The organism is Mycobacterium sp. NGS68, assembly GCF_059812195.1.
In genome coordinates this window covers 167,109-186,668 of sequence record NZ_JCALCE010000006.1, presented here as the reverse complement: position 1 = coordinate 186,668, position 19,560 = coordinate 167,109, and the positions used below count along the sequence as shown (strand labels likewise).

The window sequence follows — 19,560 nt, the reverse complement described above, 5'->3', positions numbered from 1 at the left end:
AACGCCGCGAACGGCAAACGCGCTACCCGGACCCCGCGAACGCGCGCAAAGCCTCCACCTGCAGCGGATCCAGCGACGGTCGCACGGCCTTGCGGGCCGCTTCGAGGTCGGCGGCGGTCACGTCGGCGGCGTCGATAGACCGGCGCATCGCGGTCAACGCGGCCTCGCGCAGCAACGCCACGCAGTCGGCGGCGCTGTAGCCTTCGAGCTGAGCGGCCACCCTGTCCAGGTCGACATCGGCGCTCAGCGGAATCGACTTGCCCGCGGTGCGCAGTATTTCGCGTCGGGCGGCGGCGTCGGGCGGTTCGACGAACACCAGCCGCTCCAGCCGGCCGGGCCGCAGCAACGCCGGGTCGATCAGGTCGGGCCGGTTGGTGGCACCCAGCACGACGACGTCGCGCAGCGGGTCGATGCCGTCGAGCTCGGTCAGCAGCGCGGCCACCACCCGGTCCGTCACGCCGGAGTCGAAGCTCTGTCCGCGCCGCGGCGCCAGCGCGTCCACCTCGTCGAGGAACACCAGCGACGGCGCGGAATCGCGGGCGCGGCGGAACAATTCGCGCACCGCCTTCTCCGACGAGCCCACCCACTTATCCATCAGCTCGGAGCCCTTGACGGCGTGCACGCTGAGCTGACCGGTGCTGGCCAGGGCACGCACCACGAACGTCTTGCCGCACCCGGGCGGGCCGTACAGCAACACGCCGCGCGGCGGGTCGACGCCGAGGCGGGCGAAGGTGTCGGGGTGCTGCAACGGCCACAGCACCGACTCGGTCAGGGCCTGCTTGGCGTCGGCCATGTCGCCGACGTCGTCGAGCGTCACGCTTCCGACGGCGACCTCTTCGCTGCCCGAGCGGGACAGCGGCCGGATGACGGTCAGCGCGCCGAGCAGGTCCTCCTGGCTGAGTGTGGGCGCCTGGCCGTCGGCGCTGGCCCGTCCGGCGGCCCGCAGCGCCGCCTCCCGCATCAGGGCGGCCAGGTCGGCGACGACGAAACCCGGTGTGCGTCGCGCGATCTCGTCGAGCTCGAGGTCGCCGGTGGGCACCTGTCGCAGCAAGGCCTCCAGCAGCGCCTTGCGGGTCGCGGCGTCGGGCAGCGGCAGGCCCAGCTCCCGGTCGCACAGCTCGGGCGCACGCAGCCGGGGATCGAGCTGGTCGGGGCGCGCGGAGGTGGCGATCAGCGCCACGCCGTCGCTGGCCACCGCGGTGCGCAGTTCGGCCAGGATCAGCGCGGCCACTGGCTCGGCGGTGGCCGGCAGCAGGGCATCCACGTCGGTGATCAGCAGCACCCCGCCCCCTTGCAAACCGTCACCGCGGACCGCGGTCACCGCGGACGCCACGGCCTTGAGCCGGTCCTCGGCGGCCAGCGCGCCCACCTCCGGGCCGTCCAGCGACACCAGCCGGCGGCCGGCGCACACCGCGCGCACCAGCGTCACCTTCCCGACGCCGGCCGGGCCCGACACCAGCACGCCCAGGTTGGTCCCCGCGCCCAGCGTCTTGAGTAGGTGCGGCTCGTCGAGCGCCAGCTTGAGCCATTCGGTGAGCTTGGCGGCCTGCGGCTGGGCACCCTTGAGCTCCTCCACCTGGATCTCCGGGGTCGAGACGCTGGCGTGCTCGCGGGCGGACGCCGCGGCGTCGACCGGAACCCCGACACCCCAAGTGACCAGCGAGTTGGGCTGCACGCTGACCGGGCCGTCGGGATCGACTCCGGTGACCGTCAGCAGCTCGGAGGTCCAGCTGATGCCGACCGAGGTGGCCAGCGCGCGGGTCGCTGTCGACGTGGAGGTGCCCGGGCCGAGGTCGCGGGGCAGCAGCGACACCGCGTCGCCGACGGTCATCACCTTGCCGAGCAGCGCCTGGCGCAGCGTGACCGACGAGATCGACTGGGTGGCCAGGGTGGACCCACTCAGCGTGACCGTCCGCGCGCCGTAGACGATCACGGGGCTGACGATCACCGCGGTGCCCTCGCGCAGGCCGGCGTTGGACAGCGTCACGTCGTCCAGCAGCACGGTGCCGACGGGGACATCGGCACCGGCCATGCCGGCGACCGCCGCGGTGGTCCGCGACCCGGTCAACGCAACCGCGTCCCACTCCCGGATGCCAAGCGCGGCAACGGCGCTCGGGTGCAGCCGGATGACGCCTCGGCGCGAGTCCACGGCGGAAGTGTTCAGCCGGGCCGTCAGGGCCAGCTGGCGGCGCGCGTCCCCCGGGCCGGGGAAAGTCACGGCACGCGCCCGCGCGGCTTGCGCAGCCCCAGGCGGTCGTTGGAACGGCGGACCACGATCCGCCGATTCGGGTGCTGCGCCCGGCGCTGCGCCCGGCGGACCTGGCGCTGCTGCTTGGGCTGGTCCTCCCACACCTCCGGGTGCGCGGCCAGCCAGGCCTTCGTGCGCACGGCGAACGGGATGTGGATGACGTAGGCGACGATGATCGCCAGAATCACCAGGTAGCCGTACTCGATCGCGGCGGCGACGCCGATCGCCAGCAGCACCAGCAAGGGAACGACCATCTTCGGCGGCGCCGCGAAGGTGTGGATCTTGCGCATCGGAATCGTGCTCACCACCAGCAGCGACACGCCGACCATCCACAGTGACACCGCCACCTCCGACGTCCACCAGCCGTCGCCGAACTGCATCTTGGCCGCGAGCGGTCCGATGGCTCCGATCGCGCCCGCCGGGGCGGGCATCCCGGTGAAGAACTGGTTTTCGTAGGCGGGGCCGTCGCCGTGCAGGCTGGCGTTATAGCGCGCCAGTCGCAGCACGATGCACACCGCATAGACCAAAATGACGATCCAGCCGACCCGGGCGTGCGACAGCAGGGTGTGGTAGACGATCAGGGCCGGCGCCACGCCGAAGTTCACCGCGTCGGCCAGCGAGTCGATCTCCTCGCCCATCTTCGAGGTGGCGTTGAGCAGCCGCGCGACCCGGCCGTCGAGCGCGTCGAGGATCGCCGCGACGGCCAGCATCGCCATCGCCTCGGTGTAGCGCTGGTCGTTGGCGAACTTCACCGCGGACAGGCCGAGGCAGATCGCGGCGACGGTCATGGCGCTGGGCAGCAGGCGCAGGCTCGCGGTCGGCGTCCGCAGCCGCGGCTTCACGGCAGCTCCGCCAGCACGGTTTCGGCGCCGATCGCGCGCTGCCCGACCTTGACCAGCGGCTCGGAGCCCGGCGGCAGGTAGGTGTCCAGGCGGGACCCGAAGCGGATCAGGCCGTAGGTGTCGCCGATCGACAGTTTGTCCCCGACGTGCGCGTCGCACACGATGCGCCGCGCCACCAGGCCGGCGATCTGCACGGCGACGACGTCGGCGCCGCTGGCGGTGCGGATCCGCAGGCTGGTGCGCTCGTTCTCGGCGCTGGCCTCGGGCAGATCGGCGGACAGGAACCGGCCGGGCCGGTGTTGCACCGCGATCACCTCGCCGCCGACTGGCGCGCGCTGCACGTGGACGTCCAAGATCGACAGGAAGATGCTGATCCGCGGCAGCGGCGCGTCACCCATGCTTAGCTCGGCGGGCGGGGCGGCGGAGTCGATCACGCAGATCAGGCCGTCGGCGGGCGCGACGACGACGCCGGGACGAGGGGGTGGCACCCGTGGCGGGTGACGGAAGAACGCCGCGCAGGCGCCGGCCGCAAACAGGCCGCCGCGGCGCAACCACCGGTAGCGTCGGCCGGCCAACGCGGTTGCGAGCCCGGCCGAGATGAACGGCAGCCCGGCCGGATGTATCGGCGGAACGGTGGAGCGCACCAAGTCAACGAGGTGCTGGGGGCCGGAAGGGCCGGCAGGGCGTCTTGCCACGCGGTCATCTTACGGTTGGTCCGTGGCCGTCTTGGGAATTCCCTTGTCCGCGACTGACTGAGGGGGCCGGGAATTTCCACGCAATCGCTCGGTCGTGACGCCAGGCGGCTGCGTCGCGCGAAGGTTGGCGTGACGGCGGCATTCATAGCGCACGCCGTGGTGTTCTCGTCGTGGGCGGCCCACATCCCGGCCGTCAAGCAGCACCTGCGGCTGTCGGACCCCGAGTTGGGGACCGCCCTGTTCGGTGTCCCGCTCGGGTCGGTGGTGGCCGCCGTCCTCTGCCACTGGGCGCTGCCGCGGTGGGGCAGCCACCGGCTGGTGCCCGTCACGGTCGCGGGCTACGCGACCGTCGGCGTGACTGTGGGACTGGCCAAGTCGGGGCCGCAGCTGTTCGCTGCGCTGGCGCTGTGGGGGATGTTCATGGGCGCGCTGGACGTCGCGATGAACACCCAGGCCGCCACCGTCGAGCGGCTCGCGCGGGCCCCGATCATGCCGCGCTTCCACGGGATGTGGAGCCTGGGCGCGTTGCTGGGCGCGGTGATCGGTGTGGCGTCCGTCAGCGCGGGTATCGGGCTGACGGACCAGCTGGTGATCCTTGCCGGCGTCGTGCTGGTCGTCGTGGTGCCGCTGACGTGGCGGCTGGCTCCCGACGCCCGGCAACCCACCGTCGCAGCCGATCCGGCGCCGCCGAAGCGGGCGTACCTGACGACCCCGGTGGCCGTGCTTGCCGCGGTGGTGTTCGTGTCGTTCTTGTGCGAGCGCACCGCCAACGACTGGTCTGCCACCTACCTGCATGAGGTGGTCGGCGCCGGCCCGAGCCTGTCGGCGCTGAGCTATACGGCCTACGCGCTGATGATGGTCGTGACGCGGTTCGGCACGCTGGGACTACGTTCGCGCGTGTCCAGCCGGCGGCTGCTCCCGGCGCTCGCTCTGCTCGCGGCGGTGGGCATGGGCGTCGCGCTGGCGACCGCCAGCCCGGTGCTCGGCGTGATCGGCTTCGCCGGCTTGGGGGCCGGCGTGGCGCTGCTGGTGCCGACCGCGTTCAGCGCCGCCTATTCGGTCAGCAGCGCCGGATCGGCCATCTCGATCGTGGCCACCGCCGGCTTCGTGGGACACCTGCTCGGTCCGCCGCTGATCGGTGAACTCGCCGGGTTGGTCGGACTGTCGGCGGCGCTGATCACGATCCCGGTGATGCTGACGATCGTGGCCGTCGTCATCGGCTGCACGCGCGCGCTCGACGCCGCCGACGAGTTCCACCGGGACCCGGCGGATGTCGCGACTTAACGCTGAAACCCAGCTCAGCCGGGCGAAGGTCGCCGTCACCGCGACCTTCGTCGCGCACGCCGTGGTGGCGTCGTCGTGGGTGGCCCACATCCCCCACATCAAGGCCGAACTCGCCCTGTCCGACGGCGCGCTCGGAACCGCCCTGCTCGGTGCGCCGGTCGGGTCGGTCGCGGCCACGGTGCTGAGCCAGTGGGCGCTGCCACGCTGGGGGAGCCAGCGGTTGGTGCCCATCACGGCCGCGGGCTACGCCGCCGCGGCCATGACGATCGGGCTGTCCCGGTCGTGGCTGACGCTGTTCTTGGCCCTGGCGTTGTGGGGACTGCTCCAGGGTGGGCTGGACGTGGCGATGAACACCCAGGCCGGGACGGTCGAGCGGCTCGCCCGGGCCCCGATCATGGCCCGCTTCCACGGCATGTGGAGTGTCGGCGGGCTGATCGGGGCGTCGATCGGCGCGGCGTGCGTGATCGCGGGCATCGACCTCACCCTGCAGCTGGCGGTGACCGGGGTCGTCGTCGCCGCCGTCGTCGAACCGCTGGCGCGCAACCTGATTCCGGACCAGGCCGCGGACTCACCCGAAACGGGCGGCACCAAGCGGGCCTGGATGAACCGGACCGTGGCGATCCTCGCGGCCGTGGCGTTCGCGTCGTTCCTGTGCGAGGGCGCCGCGGCCGACTGGTCGGCCAACTACGTGCACAGCGTGGTCGGCGCCGGAGCCGGAGTCTCGGCACTGAGCTATGCGGCGTATACGGCGGCGATGGTCGCCACCCGGTTCGGTGCGATCCGGCTGCACGCACGCGTCGCCAGTCGGCGGCTGCTGCCGGCCCTGGCGATGCTCGCCGTCGTCGGGATGAGCGTGACGCTGGCGGCCGCCAACCCCGGGGTCAGCGTCGTCGGCTTCGCCTGCCTGGGCGCCGGGGTGGCCTTGCTGGTCCCGACCGCGTTCAGCGCCGCCTACTCGGCCGGCGGCGCCGGGTCGGCGATCGCGATCGTCGCCGCGGTCGGATGGGTGGGCTACCTGCTCGGACCGCCGCTGATCGGCTACCTGTCCGACGCGTTCGGCCTGTCGGCGGCGCTGATCACCATCCCGGTGATGCTGTCGGTCGCGGCGGTCGTCATCCGCTGCACCAAGGCGCTCGACGCCGCCGACGAGTTCCACCGCGACGCGGCCTAGATCCGTTCACGGGGGCACCCGAAAACCCTTGCGCATGGGGCTTGACCAGCTACGATGTGGACGCTGTCGGTTTCCCTGGGCTCGAGCGGTAAGGGAGTTCGCGATGTCGTCTTTGCTAATTGCTTCCGCGCAGGAATTGGCCGACGCGTCGGCGGATTTGACGGGGATCGGGCAGGCGCTGCGACACGCCACCTCGGCGTCGGCGCCCGCGACGACCTCGATCGTGGCGGCCGGCGCCGACGACGTGTCCCGTGCGCTGGCCCGGCTGTTCGCCGGCTACGGCCAGGACTTTCAGGCACTGAGCGTGCAGACGGCGGCTTTTCACGCCCGCTTCGCCGGGCTGGTGGCCCGCGCGGGTCAGGAATATGCGGCGGCCGAGGCCGCCAATGCCGCCCCGTTGCAGTCCCTGCAGCAGCAGTTGCAGGCGTTGGCGGTGTTTTCCCCGGTCAAGGATGTGACCGGGCGCCCGTTGGTGGGTAACGGTGCCGATGCGACCACGCCCGGCGGCAGCGGCGGTGACGGCGGATGGCTGATCGGTAACGGCGGTAAGGGGGCGGCCGGGGCCGACGGCCCCAGCGGCGGCAGCGGCGGCGCCGGGGGGTCGGCGGGCTTGTGGGGCGCGGGCGGGCGCGGCGGCGCCGGCGGTGACGCCACCGCGGACGGTGGCGTCGGCGGCGCCGGCGGCAACGGGGGCGCCAACGGGCTCCTCGGCGGCGGCAACGGCGGAGCCGGCGGGGCGGGCGGTGACGGTGCCGCGGGCAGCGTCGGTGGCCCCCTCTCCTCTGGCGGCGCCGGTGGCACCGGTGGGGCCGGCGGGGCCAACAGGCAGCTGTTCTCGGTCAACGGTGTGGGTGGGTCCGGCGGGGACGGCGGTGCCGGCGGGGCCGGCACGGACGGGGCCTCCACCACCATTCCGGGGAAGACCGGCGGGTCCGGCGGGTCCGGTGGCTCCGGCGGGGCCGGTGGCGCCGGTGGCGCCAACGCCGCGTGGCTGGGCGGGACCGGCGGGGCCGGCGGTATCGGCGGCGACGGCAGCGGCGGCGGGGCCGGCGGGGACGGTGGCTCGGGGTTGGGCTACAGCACGGTCGGCGGTGACGGCGGTACCGGCGGGGCCGGCGGGGGTGCCGGCGCCGGTGGGGCCGGAGGCGCTTCGAGCGCCGTCTTGGGGGCGACCGGTGCCGCCGGGCATGCGGGCACCGCCGGTGACGGCGGCCATGGCGGGCAGGGCGGCCGCGGCGACAACGGCAACGGCTTGGTGACCATCGCGGGCCTCAGCGGCGGCGACGGCGGGGCCGGCGGAGCGGGCGGCAGCGCGGGCGCCGGCGGCACCAACGGCAACGGCGGCAGCGGCGGTGGGGGCGGTGGCGGCGGTGTCGGCTACAGCTACAGCAATGCCGGCACCGGAACCGGCAACAACGGCGGCAACGGCGGCCACGGCGGTGACGGCGGCGCCGCGGGGGCGGCGGGCGTCGGCACCGGAGCCGCGGGTCATGCGGGCAGCGGCGGACACGGCGGCAACGGTGGTTCCGGCGGCCGGGCCGACACCGGTGGCCCCAGCAGCCACACCGGCGGCACCGGCGGGGCCGGCGGCGCCGGCGGTGCGGGCGGCAGCGCGGGCAGCGGCGGCATCAGGGGCACCGGCGGCGACGGCGGCCAGGGCGGCCAGGGCGCCGACGGCTACAGCTTCGGCACCACCGGCACCGGCGCCGGCGGCGGCGACGGCGGTCAGGGCGGCGTCGGCGCGGCGGCCGGCGACGCCGGCGGCGGCAGCGGGACCGGCGGGTCGTCCGGCGTTGGCGGCCACGGCGGTGCCGGCGGCAACGGCGGACGCGGCGACACCGGAGCCAACAACATCATCGGCACCAGCCCCGGCCTCACCGGCGGCAACGGCGGTACCGGCGGGGCAGGGGGCGCCGGCGGCGCAGCCAGCGGCGGCGGCACCAACGGTGACGGCGGCCAAGGCGGCAACGGCGGTACCGGTGGCGGTGGAGGCAACGCCACCACCGTCAACAGCGCCGCCTTGGCTGGTGGTGGTGGCGGCGGTGGGCCCGGCGGAGCCGGTGGTGACGCCGGCGGCGCCGGCGCGAGCGGTGGCGCCGGAGGCTTGGGCGGCTCGGGAGGCGCCGGCGGTACTGCCAACGCGGGCGGCATCGCGATCGGACGCGGCGGGGGCGGCGGGACCGGTGGCTCCGGTGACACCGCCTCCGGCGCTACCGGCGGAGCGGGCGGCGGTGGCGGTGGCGGTGGCGGTGGCGGCTACTCCACAAGCGCGGACCCGAACACGTTGGTGGCCTTTGGCGGTGGCGGTGGCGGTGGCGGAGCGTCCGGCTCCATCGTCTCCGGCACCGGCGGTACCGGCGGTACCGGTGGCAGCGCCACCGGCAGCAGCACGGTCGGCGCTGGTATCGGCGTGCAGACCGATTCCGGTGCCGGCGGTGGCGGCGGCAGCGGCGGATTCATCAACGGTCCCGCGACCCGGACCGGCCAGCCCGGCTCAGGTAGCACCGGCGGAGCCGGCTTCCCCGTCGGCCCCGAAACCATCGGCGGCGGCGGTAATGGCGGTACCACCGGCGCGGCCGGCGGGGTGGGCGGCGGCGGCACCGGCCCCTTGAGCCACGGCGCCTCTGGCCAGTCGGGCTGACACCGGCTGCGCCGCGCTCGCGTTCGCCACTAGGTCAGATCCCACACTTGCACCTGGGTTCCCGCCGTCACCTCGACGACGTCCTCCGGGATGTCCAACAGCCCGTTGGCCGACGCCAGCCAGCGCAGGTGGTGCGACGCGGGCGGGCCGTAGCTGGTCACCGTGCCGGCTTCGGGGTCGAACACCGCGCGGCGGAACTGCCGCTTGCCGCGCGGCGAACTCAGCGTCTCGGTGAGCAGCGCCAGTCGGTGCGAGCGTTCGGGATCCGGCAGTCCCATCGCCCTGCGCAGCGCCGGCCGGATGAACACCTCGAACGACACCTGCGCGCTGACCGGATTGCCGGGCAGCGTCACGATCGGCACGCCGGCCACCCGGCCGACGCCCTGCGGCATGCCCGGCTGCATCGCCACCTTGACGAACTCGACACCTTGGCCACCGTCCCTGCCGAAAGCGTCCTTGACCACCTCGTACGCGCCGGCGCTGACGCCCCCGCTGGTGATGATCAGGTCCGCGCCCGCAGCGTAGCGATCGAGGACCGCGCTGAACTGCGCGACGTCGTCGCCGGCGGTGCAGGTGGCGACGACCTCGGCCCCCGCGTCGCGGACGGCCGCGGCCAGCATGACCGAGTTGGACTCGTAGATCTGTCCGGGCCGCAGCGGGGTCCCGGCCGCCACGAGTTCCGATCCGGTGGAGATCACCAGCACCCGCTGCCGCGGGACCACCGGCAGCTCGGCCATGCCCAGCGCCGCAGCCAGGCCCAGCACGGCCGGCGTCACGACCTGGCCCGCGCGCAGCACGGTGGTGCCCGTGGCGACGTCCTCCCCGGCGCGCCGGATGTGCGCGCCGGCCGGCCGGGACCGCCTGATCGCCACCGCGGCCTCCCCGCCGTCGGTGTCCTCGACGGGGACGACGGCCGTCACCCCGGCGGGCAGCGGCGCGCCCGTCATGATCCGGTGGGCCGTGCCGGGCTGCAACGTCAGCTCGTCGGTGCGCCCGGCGGGTATGTCCTCGACGACCGGCAGCACGACGGGAGTCTCGTCCGTGGCCGCGGCGACGTCGTCGGCGCACACCGCGTAGCCGTCCATCGCGGAGTTGTCGAAGACGGGCAGCGCCAACCGCGCCACGACGTCGTCGGCCAGGACCAGTCCCTGCGCGGCCGTCAAAGCGACCGCGGCTGCCGGCCGCGCCTGGATCATCTCGCCGACGACGCGCTGATGTTCGTGTACCGATCGCATGGTCTACACCGGGAAGTTGACGCCGGTGAGTTCCTCGGAAACGGTCCAGAGCCGTCGCTGCAGGTTCTCGTCGTGGGACTGCGCGCTGGATTGGACCAGCTTGGGACGGCCACGCTGCTCGGCGAAGCCGTCGGGGCCGTAGTACTGCCCGCCTTCCACGCTCGGATCGGTGGCGGCCCGCAGCGTCGGCCAGGCACCGGACTCCGCGCTCTGGAAGAGCAGCGGCGCAAGGATGTTGAGGGGCCGCAGGATCCGCGGGACGTTGCGGGCCAGCTCGGTGGCGGAGCCGCCCGGATGGGCGGCCACGGCGATGGTGGCGGCCGTCGGGCTGGCGGCCAGCCGGCGCTGCAGCTCGTAGGTGAACAGCAGGTTGGCCAGCTTGGACTGGCCATAGGCGCCGATCCGCTCATAGCCGTGCTCCCACTGCAGGTCGTCGAAGTGGATCGCGGCGCGCATCCGGTGTCCGAGGCTGCTCACGGTCACCACGCGCGAACCGCGCACCGGCAGCAGGTGGTCGAGGAGCAGCCCGGTCAGCGCGAAGTGGCCCAGGTGGTTGGTGCCGAACTGCAGCTCGAAGCCGTCCTGGGTGAGCTGTTTGGGCGTCCACATCACCCCGGCGTTGTTGATCAGCAGGTCGATGCGCGGGTAGGCGGCGCGCAGCGCGTCCGCGGCGGAGCGGATCGAATCCAGCGAGGTCAGGTCCAGGGCCTGCAGCGTGACGTCCGCTTTCGCGCGCTCCCCGCCCGCGGCGGCGACGATGCGGGCCAGCGCGGCGTTGCCCTTTTCCAGGTTGCGCACCGCGAGCACCACGTGCGCGCTGCGGAAGGCCAGCGCGGCGGCGGTGTGATAGCCCAGACCGGTGTTGGCGCCGGTGATGACGACGACGCGGCCGCTCTGGTCCGGGATGTCGGAATCCGACCATTTGCGGGTCTCGGTGGCGTTTGAGGTCATGCCAAGAACATACGCACCCGCGGGCTTGCCCAAGCGGGGTCAGCGCGAAACCATCGCCGGGGGAGTGCTTCTCGAGCGGCAGCGGCTGCTTTGCCGTTAGCCAGGGTGCGCGCCACCACGTATGCCCCGGCCCGGGCCTGGTCAGCCGCGGTTTCATAGCCGAGGCCCGTGTTGCGCCCGTGACAATCGCGACGCGGCCCGACATGCCTGCGCGAACACATGTCCCCGTGAAGTTTCCTTGAGGCCGCCGATTTGCGACGAATTCGGGTGTGGACGTGCTGACGCTGAAGTAAATTCCGTAGTCCTGGGCGGCTTTTCTTTCGCAGCCGGAAGCCGTGCGCAGAAGGGCGGTACGCATGACCGAGATCGTCGATCCTCCCATTCGGCACCAGGGTTCGGCGATCATCGAAGCTGCGTTGGCGCGGGCCCGGCTACTCATCGAACCGACGCAGCGTGCGGTCCTTGACGCACTGCCGCCCGATGTCGGGCACGTCGCCGGTTTCCATTCGGGATGGTGGGACGCTTCCGGCCGCGAAGTCGAGGCAGCGCGTGGCAAGTCAATACGCTCGGCGCTGACCATCGCGTGTGCGCGTGCTGCGGGCGGTCCGCCGGAAGCGGCGATCCGACCCGCGGTAGCGGTGGAATTGGTGCACGACTTTTCGTTGCTGCACGACGACATCATGGATGGTGATCTCGTGCGGCGGCACCGTCCGACGGCCTGGTCGGCGTTTGGTGTACCGCGGGCGCTGCTGACTGGGGACGCGCTGCTGGTGCTGGCTTTCGACGTCTTGGGCAGCGGTGTCTGCGGCGACGCCCTGCGGGCCGCCGTGCTCGAACTTTGCGCCGGCCAATCCAGCGATTTGGCGTTCGAAGAGCGCAACGACGTTTCGCCGGAAGAGTGTTTGCGGATGGCTGAGCAAAAAACCGGAGCGCTGTTCGGTGTCGCATGCCAACTCGGTTCGCTGGCGGCGGTCGACGATATGGCGCTGGCGGAGATGTACCGGCAGTTCGGCCGTCATCTCGGACTGGCATTTCAGTTCATCGACGACATCCTTGGGATTTGGGGAGAGGGGGCGGCCACCGGCAAGCCCGTCTACTCCGATCTGAAATCGAGAAAGAAGACATTGCCGGTGGTCGCCGCCTTGTGTTCAGGAACACCGGCTGGGCGCGAATTGGCGGCCCGTTATAACAGCACCGCCGGACCCGACGATTCGGAATTGGCGCGCATGGCCGAGTTGATTGACGACGCGGGGGGTCGAGCGTGGGCCGAAGTCGAAGCGACGCGGCACCGATCCGCCGCGCTGGAAGCGCTGCACGCCGCGCGTCCGCACTCGCGTGGGCAAATCGAGCTGCACGCATTGGCTGAATTGATCACGAGCCGGACTTCTTGATGCGAAACCCGTTGGATGTCGTCGTCGGGTCCGCAACGGCGGTCGAGCAGGTGGTGTTGCTCGACGAGTGCGGTGTCGCAGTCGGCGTTGCCGAAAAGGCAACGGTGCATTCCGCGCACACTCCGCTGCACCTCGCGTTCTCCTGCTATGTGTTCGACGCCGCCGGGCGCGTGCTGGTTACGCGCCGGGCCGCGACGAAACTGACTTGGTCCGGCGTGTGGACAAACAGTTGTTGCGGACATCCGTTGCCCGGCGAAGCCCTGCCCGACGCCGTCGCACGGCGGCTGGCGACCGAGCTCGGCCTGGTAGCCGATGGCATCGATCTGATCCTGCCCGATTTCCGCTACCGGGCCGTCATGGCCGATGGCACCGTGGAAAACGAAATGTGCCCGGTGTATCGGGTACGAAGCAACGCCGAACCGCGACCGAACTTCGATGAGGTCGGTGCTTTCCGATGGCTGCCCTGGCCCGAGTTCGTACGCGATCTCACCATCGGCGCCATCGTTCCCGTGTCGCCCTGGTGCCGCAGCCAGGTCCACCTGTTGACGGCGCTCGGGCCCGACCCCCGGCGTTGGCCCACAGTCCACGAATCCCGGCTACCTATGGCGGCACGATCCATATGACTGCTCGTGTTCGCCTCGGCACCGTGCTCGCCGTCATGTGCCTGAGCAATTTCGTCGCCAGCATCGATCTGACCATCGTCAACGTCGCACTGCCCTCGTTGTCGCGCGAACTGCGCGCCGACAATGCCGAACTGCAGTGGATTGTCGACGCGTACTTCCTGATCGCGGCGGGCCTGCTACTGCCGGCCGGCAACCTCGGCGATCGCTACGGCAGGCGGGGCTGGCTCACATTCGGCCTGGCACTTTTCGCCGTAGCGTCCGCAGCCGCTGCCGGCGCAACATCTCCCCAAGCGCTCATCGCCGCCCGCGCCGCGATGGGAGCCGGTGCGGCCATCATTTTTCCGACGACGCTCGCGCTGATCACCAACATCTTCACCGAACCCGCTCAGCGCGCCAAAGCGATAGGGCTGTGGTCGGCGATGAACGGACTCGGCGTGGTCGTGGGGCCCATCACCGGAGGGGCGTTGCTTCAACACTTCTCGGTGGGGTCCATCTTCTGGATCAATGTCCCCATCTGCGTCGTGGCCGCGGCGGGCGTGACGGTGTTCGTGCCGACTTCACGTGATCCTGCCGGGACACCGATCGATATCGCGGGACTGCTGCTGTCCGCAGCTGGGGTTACCGCATTGATCTACACGATTATCGAGGCGCCCAACGTCGGATGGTCCGATATTCGTACCACTGGCGGATTCGTAGTGGCCGCCGTCGCGATCACCGCTTTCGTCTGGCACGAATCGCGGACGGCGCACCCGATGCTGGATCTGTCGATGTTCGCCGACCGGCGATTCTCCGGAGGCAACCTCGCCGGGACTGCCGCCTACCTGGCGCTGTGCGGATTTGTCTTCGTGATGACGCAGTATCTGCAATTTGTCACGACCTATACGGCGTTCGAAACCGGCGTGCGGTTGCTGCCCCTGGCCGTTTCGGTCGCGGTCGCAAGCGTTGTGGCCCCGCGGCTCGCCGAACGGTTCGGCACGACGGCGGTAGTAGTCGGTGGGTTGGTGATCTTTGCCGCCGCGATCGCGGGGTCGGGCTTCTTCGGTACCGGTACCCCTTACTGGGTGATCGGAGGCGCGATGACACTTTTGGGCGCCGGCGTCGGGTTCATCATGCCCCCGGCGACCGAGGCGATCATGGGTTCATTGAGCGTCGACGCCGCCGGCGTGGGATCGGCGGTTGCCGGGGTCACCCGCCAACTCGGCGCCACGTTCGGCGTAGCGATCGCCGGCAGCGTCTTTGCATCGGTGTATCACTCCGGACTAGATCGCAGGTCCGCCTTCGCCGGCCTCGATCCCGCCGCGCGCCAGGCGATGCGCGAGTCGATGGCGGCAGCGCAGCACACGATCGACCAGCAATCGGCAGCGCAGGCCGAGTCGATGCGGCATGCGGTGCAAGCGGCGTTTCTCAATGGTCTGACGGCGAGCTGTCTGGTTTGTGCAGGTATCGCGTTGCTCGCCGCCGCGGCGGTCGCCGCCGTCCTGCCCGCTCGCGGCGCAGCCGGTCCGGATATCGAGGAGATGCCCGCGGATCTTTCACCGCCCGCAACCAACTAACGCCCGAAAATCGACCGCTCACTGAAAGCCGGATGCAATGCACTCGATGAACAGCGTTTTGCCGGCGACGTTCACGGCGGGCCGACTGCGCACGCTGGCCCTGATTCCCGACGGCAACTCGCGTTGGGCAGAGGCCCGCGGGCTGACCGCCGAAGAAGGGTACCTGGCGGCGGCCACCGTTTCGATCCTGCGCGCGCGGGACGCGGCCGAACTAGGCATCGAACAGCTCTCGCTGTACAGCTTCTCGACGGAGAACTGGTCGCGCCCGGTCGGCGAAGTCGACACCCTGATGGGGGTGTTCGCACGGAATTTCGGTCGCGCCGTGGAGGTGTTGGAACCCTGCGGCATCAAGATCCGATTACTCGGGGTACGCAACGGCCTACCGACAGATGTGGTCGATGCAATCGACCACGCCGAGGCAGCCACTGCGCACAACACCGGGATGACGCTGTTCGTCGCGCTCAACTACGGCGGACGCCAGGAGGTGCTCGATGCGGCCCAGCGCTACATCGGCGGCGGCGAGCAGGAGTTCCGGCGTCTGCTGTATGCCCCCGAGATGCAAGACCCGGACCTGATCATCCGAACGGGCGGCGAGCGGCGCCTCTCGAACGGATTCCTTTGGCACTCGTCGTACTCGGAGCTGCACTTCGTGGACGTAATGTGGCCCGACTTCACTCGCGAACATCTGGAGGCGGCGATCGCTGAGTTCGGGGATCGCGTCCGCACTCGCGGGGTATGTCACGTCGCTGACGTCGCCGGCTGACGTCGCGCCGTTACGCTCCCGGCGGAACCCGCGGACCCTTTCTTGCACTCGGGATAGGCGAGTGCTAAGAATGACGTTGGCACTCGCGACCGGCGAGTGCTAGGTCGGGACGGTGAGACCAGCTTTGGTCGTCCGTCGCGGGCACTGCGCCCGGCCAGAACGTAGTCATCCCCAATCCGGAGGAATCACTTCGCAATGGCCAAGACAATTGCGTACGACGAAGAGGCCCGTCGCGGTCTCGAGCGGGGCCTCAACGCCCTCGCCGACGCGGTAAAGGTGACGTTGGGCCCCAAGGGTCGCAACGTCGTACTGGAGAAGAAGTGGGGTGCCCCCACGATCACCAACGATGGTGTGTCCATCGCCAAGGAGATCGAGCTGGAGGACCCGTACGAGAAGATCGGCGCCGAGCTGGTCAAGGAAGTCGCCAAGAAGACCGACGACGTTGCCGGTGACGGCACGACGACGGCCACGGTGCTGGCTCAGGCGCTGGTCAAGGAGGGCCTGCGCAACGTTGCCGCCGGCGCCAACCCGCTGGGTCTCAAGCGCGGCATCGAGAAGGCCGTCGAGAAGGTCACCGAGACCCTGCTCAAGTCGGCCAAGGACGTCGAGACCAAGGAGCAGATCGCGGCCACCGCGGGCATCTCCGCGGGCGACCAGTCGATCGGCGACCTGATCGCCGAGGCGATGGACAAGGTCGGCAACGAGGGCGTCATCACCGTCGAGGAGTCCAACACCTTCGGCCTGCAGCTCGAGCTCACCGAGGGCATGCGGTTCGACAAGGGCTACATCTCGGGCTACTTCGTCACCGACGCCGAGCGTCAGGAAGCGGTCCTCGAGGACCCCTACATCCTGCTGGTGTCGTCGAAGGTGTCGACCGTCAAGGACCTGCTGCCGCTGCTGGAGAAGGTCATTCAGGGCGGCAAGCCGCTGCTGATCATCGCCGAGGACGTCGAGGGCGAGGCGCTGTCCACGCTGGTCGTCAACAAGATCCGCGGCACCTTCAAGTCGGTGGCCGTAAAGGCCCCCGGCTTCGGTGACCGTCGCAAGGCGATGCTGCAGGACATGGCGATCCTCACCGGTGGCCAGGTCATCAGCGAAGAGGTCGGCCTGTCCCTCGAGACCGCCGACATCTCGCTGCTGGGCAAGGCCCGCAAGGTGGTTATCACCAAGGACGAGACCACCATCGTCGAGGGCGCCGGTGACCCGGACGCCATCGCCGGCCGGGTGGCCCAGATCCGCGGCGAAATCGAGAACAGCGACTCCGACTACGACCGCGAGAAGCTGCAGGAGCGCCTGGCCAAGCTGGCCGGCGGTGTTGCGGTGATCAAGGCCGGGGCCGCCACCGAGGTGGAGCTCAAGGAGCGCAAGCACCGCATCGAGGACGCCGTCCGCAACGCCAAGGCCGCCGTCGAGGAGGGCATCGTCGCCGGTGGTGGCGTGGCCCTGCTGCAGTCGGCTCCGGCCCTGGCCGAGCTCGACCTCAAGGGTGACGAGGCGACCGGCGCCAACATCGTGCGCGTGGCGCTCGAGGCTCCGCTGAAGCAGATCGCCTTCAACTCCGGGCTGGAGCCCGGCGTTGTCGCCGAGAAGGTCCGCAACGCGCCCGCCGGCACCGGCCTGAACGCCGCCACCGGTGAGTACGAGGACCTGCTGAAGGCCGGCGTTGCCGACCCGGTGAAGGTGACCCGTTCGGCGCTGCAGAACGCGGCGTCCATCGCGGGGCTGTTCCTGACCACCGAGGCCGTCGTTGCCGACAAGCCCGAGAAGGCGGCCGCTCCGGCGGGCGACCCGACCGGCGGCATGGGCGGTATGGACTTCTAAGTCCTTTAGTCACGAAAAAGCCCGGCTCGCGTTGTCGAGCCGGGCTTTTTCGTGCCTTCCGCGGCTCGCAGCTCGCGCGTCGCGTCGCACGTGGCGAGTGTGGGGGTTATGTACGTCTGGAGGGTGACGTTCATAGTCCCCACACTCGCGGGGCTAGGGCCGAGACGAGACCCCACACTCGATGATCGCGGCGATGTATCCACACCTAGAGATTCATCCACAGGTACCCCGTTCGACGACGCGGTTCCGCGACGCGAATACAGACAAAGAGGCAGAACTGACCGCAGCGACGAAAGCGCGCGCCGCCTGGCTGTCGACGGGCGCCACGTTGGCCGGCCTGTCCGCTGCCGCGGCGCTCGGCACAAAGTGGCTCGATCCGGCAGCGGGCGTGGGACATCGAGCGCATCGCCCTGCTGGAGGCGGCCGGCTGGATCGTCATCCGGGTCAGCGCCGCGATGCTGCTGCGTCCGCACATGATCATCGAACGCGTGCGGGGCAAACTCGCCGAACGTGGCGCCTTCGCTGCGGCCTTATAGGGTCGAACCCGTGGCCCTTCCGACTCCCGCACCCACCAGCACGGCCGTCGTAACCGGCGCATCGTCGGGCATTGGCGCCGACATCGCCCGCGAGCTTGCTGAGCGCGGCTACGGCGTCACGCTCGTCGCCCGCCGCGAGGACCGCCTGCGCGAACTGGCCGGCGGGCTGCCGAGCACCAGAGTCGAGGTGATCGCCTGCGACGTCGCGGACCCCGCCGCTCGCGCCGGCCTCTTCGACGACCTCGCCGGCCGCGGGCTGACCGTCGACATCCTGGTCAACAACGCCGGCATCGGCACCATGGGTTCGGTCATGCGGACGTCCGTTGACGACGAGATCGCCCAGGTGCGGGTCAACGTCGAGGCTGTGATCGACCTGACTACCCGCGCGGTCCAGCAGATGGTGCCCCGCGGCCGCGGCGCGATCCTCAACGTCGGGTCCACCGCGGGCTTCCACCCGTTCCCGGGGCAGATCGGCTACGCCGCCACCAAGGCCTTCGTGAGGTCCTACACGCAAGGGCTGCACGGCGAGCTGGCCGGTACCGGCGTCACCGTCGCGCTGCTTGATCCCGGGCCCGTGCGCACGGAGTTCCTGGTGAAGGCGGGCATGGACGAGCGGACCTTCGCCGACGCCTTCCCGAAGTTCATGTGGAAGTCGTCGCGGGACGTGGCCCGGGCCGGGCTCGACGCTCTGGACCGCGACCGCGGCACGGTTACTCCCGGGCTGGCGAGCCAGGTCAGTAGCCGGCTCTTTCAGGTCATGCCGCGACGGCTGCTGCTGCCGCTACTGAAGAGTCTGCATCCGGCCCTGCGCCGGGACCGGTCAGCGAGCTGACGGCCAGGGCCGCATCCAGCCCTCCACCGGCAGCGCCAGCGCGTTGCACAGCGTGCAGATCGTGCGATACCAGCCGACAGCGGTCAGCAGCTCGATCCGCTGTTCGTCGTCCAGGAAACTCCCCAGCCCTGACCAGGTGGCCTCCGACCACGAGCCGGTGTGCTCCAGTTCGTCCACCGCCTCGATCAGCGTCCGCTCGGGCGCGCTCCATCGCGGATCCTGCGCGCCGCCGAGCACCAGCGCGTCGCACTCGTCGTCGCTGACGCCCGCGATCGGTCCCCAGAACGCCGCTTGGCCGCCCCATTCGTACCGGCAACCCACCAGCGCGCAGATGCGCAGGATCGCGATCGTCCGGCTTCGGGGCGGCAGCAGCGCCGCGACGTACAGGGACTCGCCGAGCTTGCGCAGCCGTCCCGCCAGCACCGGATGGCGCTGCAGACAACGCACCAGCAGGAGCGGCTCGTAGGTGCGGTCCGGATGGCCCCAGCTGTTGATGCCGGCGGCGTCTTCCTCGCTCCACGGCGGCGCGAGCGGCGCGACGCGGCTCACGCGGGCTCGCTGAACACGACGCAGTCGTGCAGGCAGCCCTTGGCCGCCGACGGGGACTCTGCCTCGCGATGCAGCAACGCGCGGGTGGGTACGACGCCGCAGCGTGCGGCTTCAGCTCCGGGAGTGCCCTCGTCGGAAACCTCGGCGGAGCCGTCGACGATCAACGAGTAGCCGCCCGGTTCCGCCGGCGGCCACAGCAGCGTCACGTCGCGGCGCTGGGCGAGGTTGTCGCGCGTTCGGCCGCCGATGAGCCCGACGTCGAGCACAGTGCCCCGCAGCGTCGGCTCGACCGTCACGGTGTGCACGCGGTAGCCCTCGTCGACGGTGATCAGGTAGGCGAACGGAAAGTCGGGGAGCGCGGCGGCCAGCCGCGCGAAGTCCACTTTCTTCTTCGTGCGCATGTGTCGAGGATAGGCCGTGCGGCG

Annotated in this window: 16 protein-coding genes; 9 read left to right on the top strand and 7 right to left on the bottom strand. The window is 71.0% G+C overall.

Annotated elements, in window-relative coordinates; all coding sequences use genetic code 11:
• Positions 1-22 precede the first annotated feature (22 nt).
• Genes AC5Y5V_RS09735 through AC5Y5V_RS09725 form a run of 3 tightly spaced genes read right to left on the bottom strand, consistent with a single transcriptional unit; the run spans position 23 to position 3,785 of the window.
• On the bottom strand, positions 23-2,218 hold the full coding sequence (locus AC5Y5V_RS09735) for an AAA family ATPase (RefSeq protein WP_499933368.1): 2,196 nt from the start codon (positions 2,216-2,218) through the stop codon (positions 23-25).
• On the bottom strand, positions 2,215-3,090 hold the full coding sequence (pssA, locus tag AC5Y5V_RS09730; protein ID WP_499933366.1) for a CDP-diacylglycerol--serine O-phosphatidyltransferase: 876 nt from the start codon (positions 3,088-3,090) through the stop codon (positions 2,215-2,217). The genes AC5Y5V_RS09735 and pssA overlap by 4 nt, the downstream gene beginning before the upstream one ends.
• The gene (locus AC5Y5V_RS09725) at positions 3,087-3,785 is read right to left on the bottom strand and encodes a phosphatidylserine decarboxylase (protein ID WP_499933363.1); all 699 of its coding nucleotides are present in this window, start codon (positions 3,783-3,785) and stop codon (positions 3,087-3,089) included. The genes pssA and AC5Y5V_RS09725 overlap by 4 nt, the downstream gene beginning before the upstream one ends.
• Positions 3,786-3,893: 108 nt before the next feature.
• Between AC5Y5V_RS09725 and AC5Y5V_RS09720 the strand changes: the two genes are divergently transcribed.
• From AC5Y5V_RS09720 to AC5Y5V_RS09710, 3 genes are all read left to right on the top strand, one after another.
• A complete protein-coding gene (locus AC5Y5V_RS09720) occupies positions 3,894-5,069 on the top strand; it encodes an MFS transporter (protein ID WP_499933563.1) in 1,176 nt (391 codons plus the stop codon).
• A complete protein-coding gene (locus AC5Y5V_RS09715) occupies positions 5,056-6,240 on the top strand; it encodes an MFS transporter (RefSeq protein WP_499933359.1) in 1,185 nt (394 codons plus the stop codon). The genes AC5Y5V_RS09720 and AC5Y5V_RS09715 overlap by 14 nt, the downstream gene beginning before the upstream one ends.
• A gap of 103 nt (positions 6,241-6,343) precedes the next feature.
• Complete coding sequence (locus tag AC5Y5V_RS09710) at positions 6,344-8,881, top strand: PE family protein (RefSeq protein WP_499933357.1); 2,538 nt, start codon at positions 6,344-6,346, stop codon at positions 8,879-8,881.
• 29 nt (positions 8,882-8,910) lie between these two features.
• On the opposite strand, the gene moeA is transcribed toward AC5Y5V_RS09710, so the two are convergent.
• Positions 8,911-10,116 carry a molybdopterin molybdotransferase MoeA gene (gene moeA, locus AC5Y5V_RS09705; protein ID WP_499933355.1) on the bottom strand — a complete coding sequence of 402 codons (1,206 nt, stop codon included), beginning with the start codon at positions 10,114-10,116 and terminating at the stop codon, positions 8,911-8,913.
• Positions 10,117-10,119: 3 nt separating this feature from the next.
• Positions 10,120-11,067, bottom strand: coding sequence for an SDR family NAD(P)-dependent oxidoreductase (locus AC5Y5V_RS09700; RefSeq protein ID WP_499933353.1), 948 nt, complete (start codon positions 11,065-11,067; stop codon positions 10,120-10,122).
• Between the two features lie 356 nt (positions 11,068-11,423).
• Between AC5Y5V_RS09700 and AC5Y5V_RS09695 the strand changes: the two genes are divergently transcribed.
• The 6 genes from AC5Y5V_RS09695 (at position 11,424) to AC5Y5V_RS09670 (ending at position 18,586) form a co-directional block, all read left to right on the top strand.
• A complete protein-coding gene (locus AC5Y5V_RS09695) occupies positions 11,424-12,458 on the top strand; it encodes a polyprenyl synthetase family protein (RefSeq protein WP_499933351.1) in 1,035 nt (344 codons plus the stop codon).
• The gene (gene idi / locus AC5Y5V_RS09690) at positions 12,458-13,081 is read left to right on the top strand and encodes an isopentenyl-diphosphate Delta-isomerase (protein ID WP_499933349.1); all 624 of its coding nucleotides are present in this window, start codon (positions 12,458-12,460) and stop codon (positions 13,079-13,081) included. Before AC5Y5V_RS09695 ends, idi begins: the two co-directional genes overlap by 1 nt.
• A complete protein-coding gene (locus AC5Y5V_RS09685) occupies positions 13,078-14,634 on the top strand; it encodes an MFS transporter (protein WP_499933347.1) in 1,557 nt (518 codons plus the stop codon). Before idi ends, AC5Y5V_RS09685 begins: the two co-directional genes overlap by 4 nt.
• Before the next feature lie 46 nt (positions 14,635-14,680).
• A complete protein-coding gene (uppS, locus tag AC5Y5V_RS09680; RefSeq protein ID WP_499933345.1) occupies positions 14,681-15,397 on the top strand; it encodes a polyprenyl diphosphate synthase in 717 nt (238 codons plus the stop codon).
• Positions 15,398-15,592: 195 nt separating this feature from the next.
• Positions 15,593-17,218 (top strand): chaperonin GroEL, encoded by a 1,626-nt coding sequence (groL, locus tag AC5Y5V_RS09675; protein WP_499933343.1) that lies wholly within the window; start codon positions 15,593-15,595, stop codon positions 17,216-17,218.
• Between the two features lie 546 nt (positions 17,219-17,764).
• On the top strand, positions 17,765-18,586 hold the full coding sequence (locus AC5Y5V_RS09670) for an SDR family NAD(P)-dependent oxidoreductase (protein WP_499933341.1): 822 nt from the start codon (positions 17,765-17,767) through the stop codon (positions 18,584-18,586).
• On the opposite strand, the gene AC5Y5V_RS09665 is transcribed toward AC5Y5V_RS09670, so the two are convergent.
• Both AC5Y5V_RS09665 and AC5Y5V_RS09660 read right to left on the bottom strand, forming a co-directional pair.
• The gene (locus tag AC5Y5V_RS09665; protein ID WP_499933339.1) at positions 18,575-19,135 is read right to left on the bottom strand and encodes a carboxymuconolactone decarboxylase family protein; all 561 of its coding nucleotides are present in this window, start codon (positions 19,133-19,135) and stop codon (positions 18,575-18,577) included. The two genes, AC5Y5V_RS09670 and AC5Y5V_RS09665, sit on opposite strands and share 12 nt — an antisense overlap.
• Positions 19,132-19,536, bottom strand: a complete 405-nt coding sequence (locus tag AC5Y5V_RS09660; RefSeq protein ID WP_499933337.1) for a pyridoxamine 5'-phosphate oxidase family protein — start codon at positions 19,534-19,536, stop codon at positions 19,132-19,134. Before AC5Y5V_RS09660 ends, AC5Y5V_RS09665 begins: the two co-directional genes overlap by 4 nt.
• Positions 19,537-19,560: the final 24 nt, after the last annotated feature.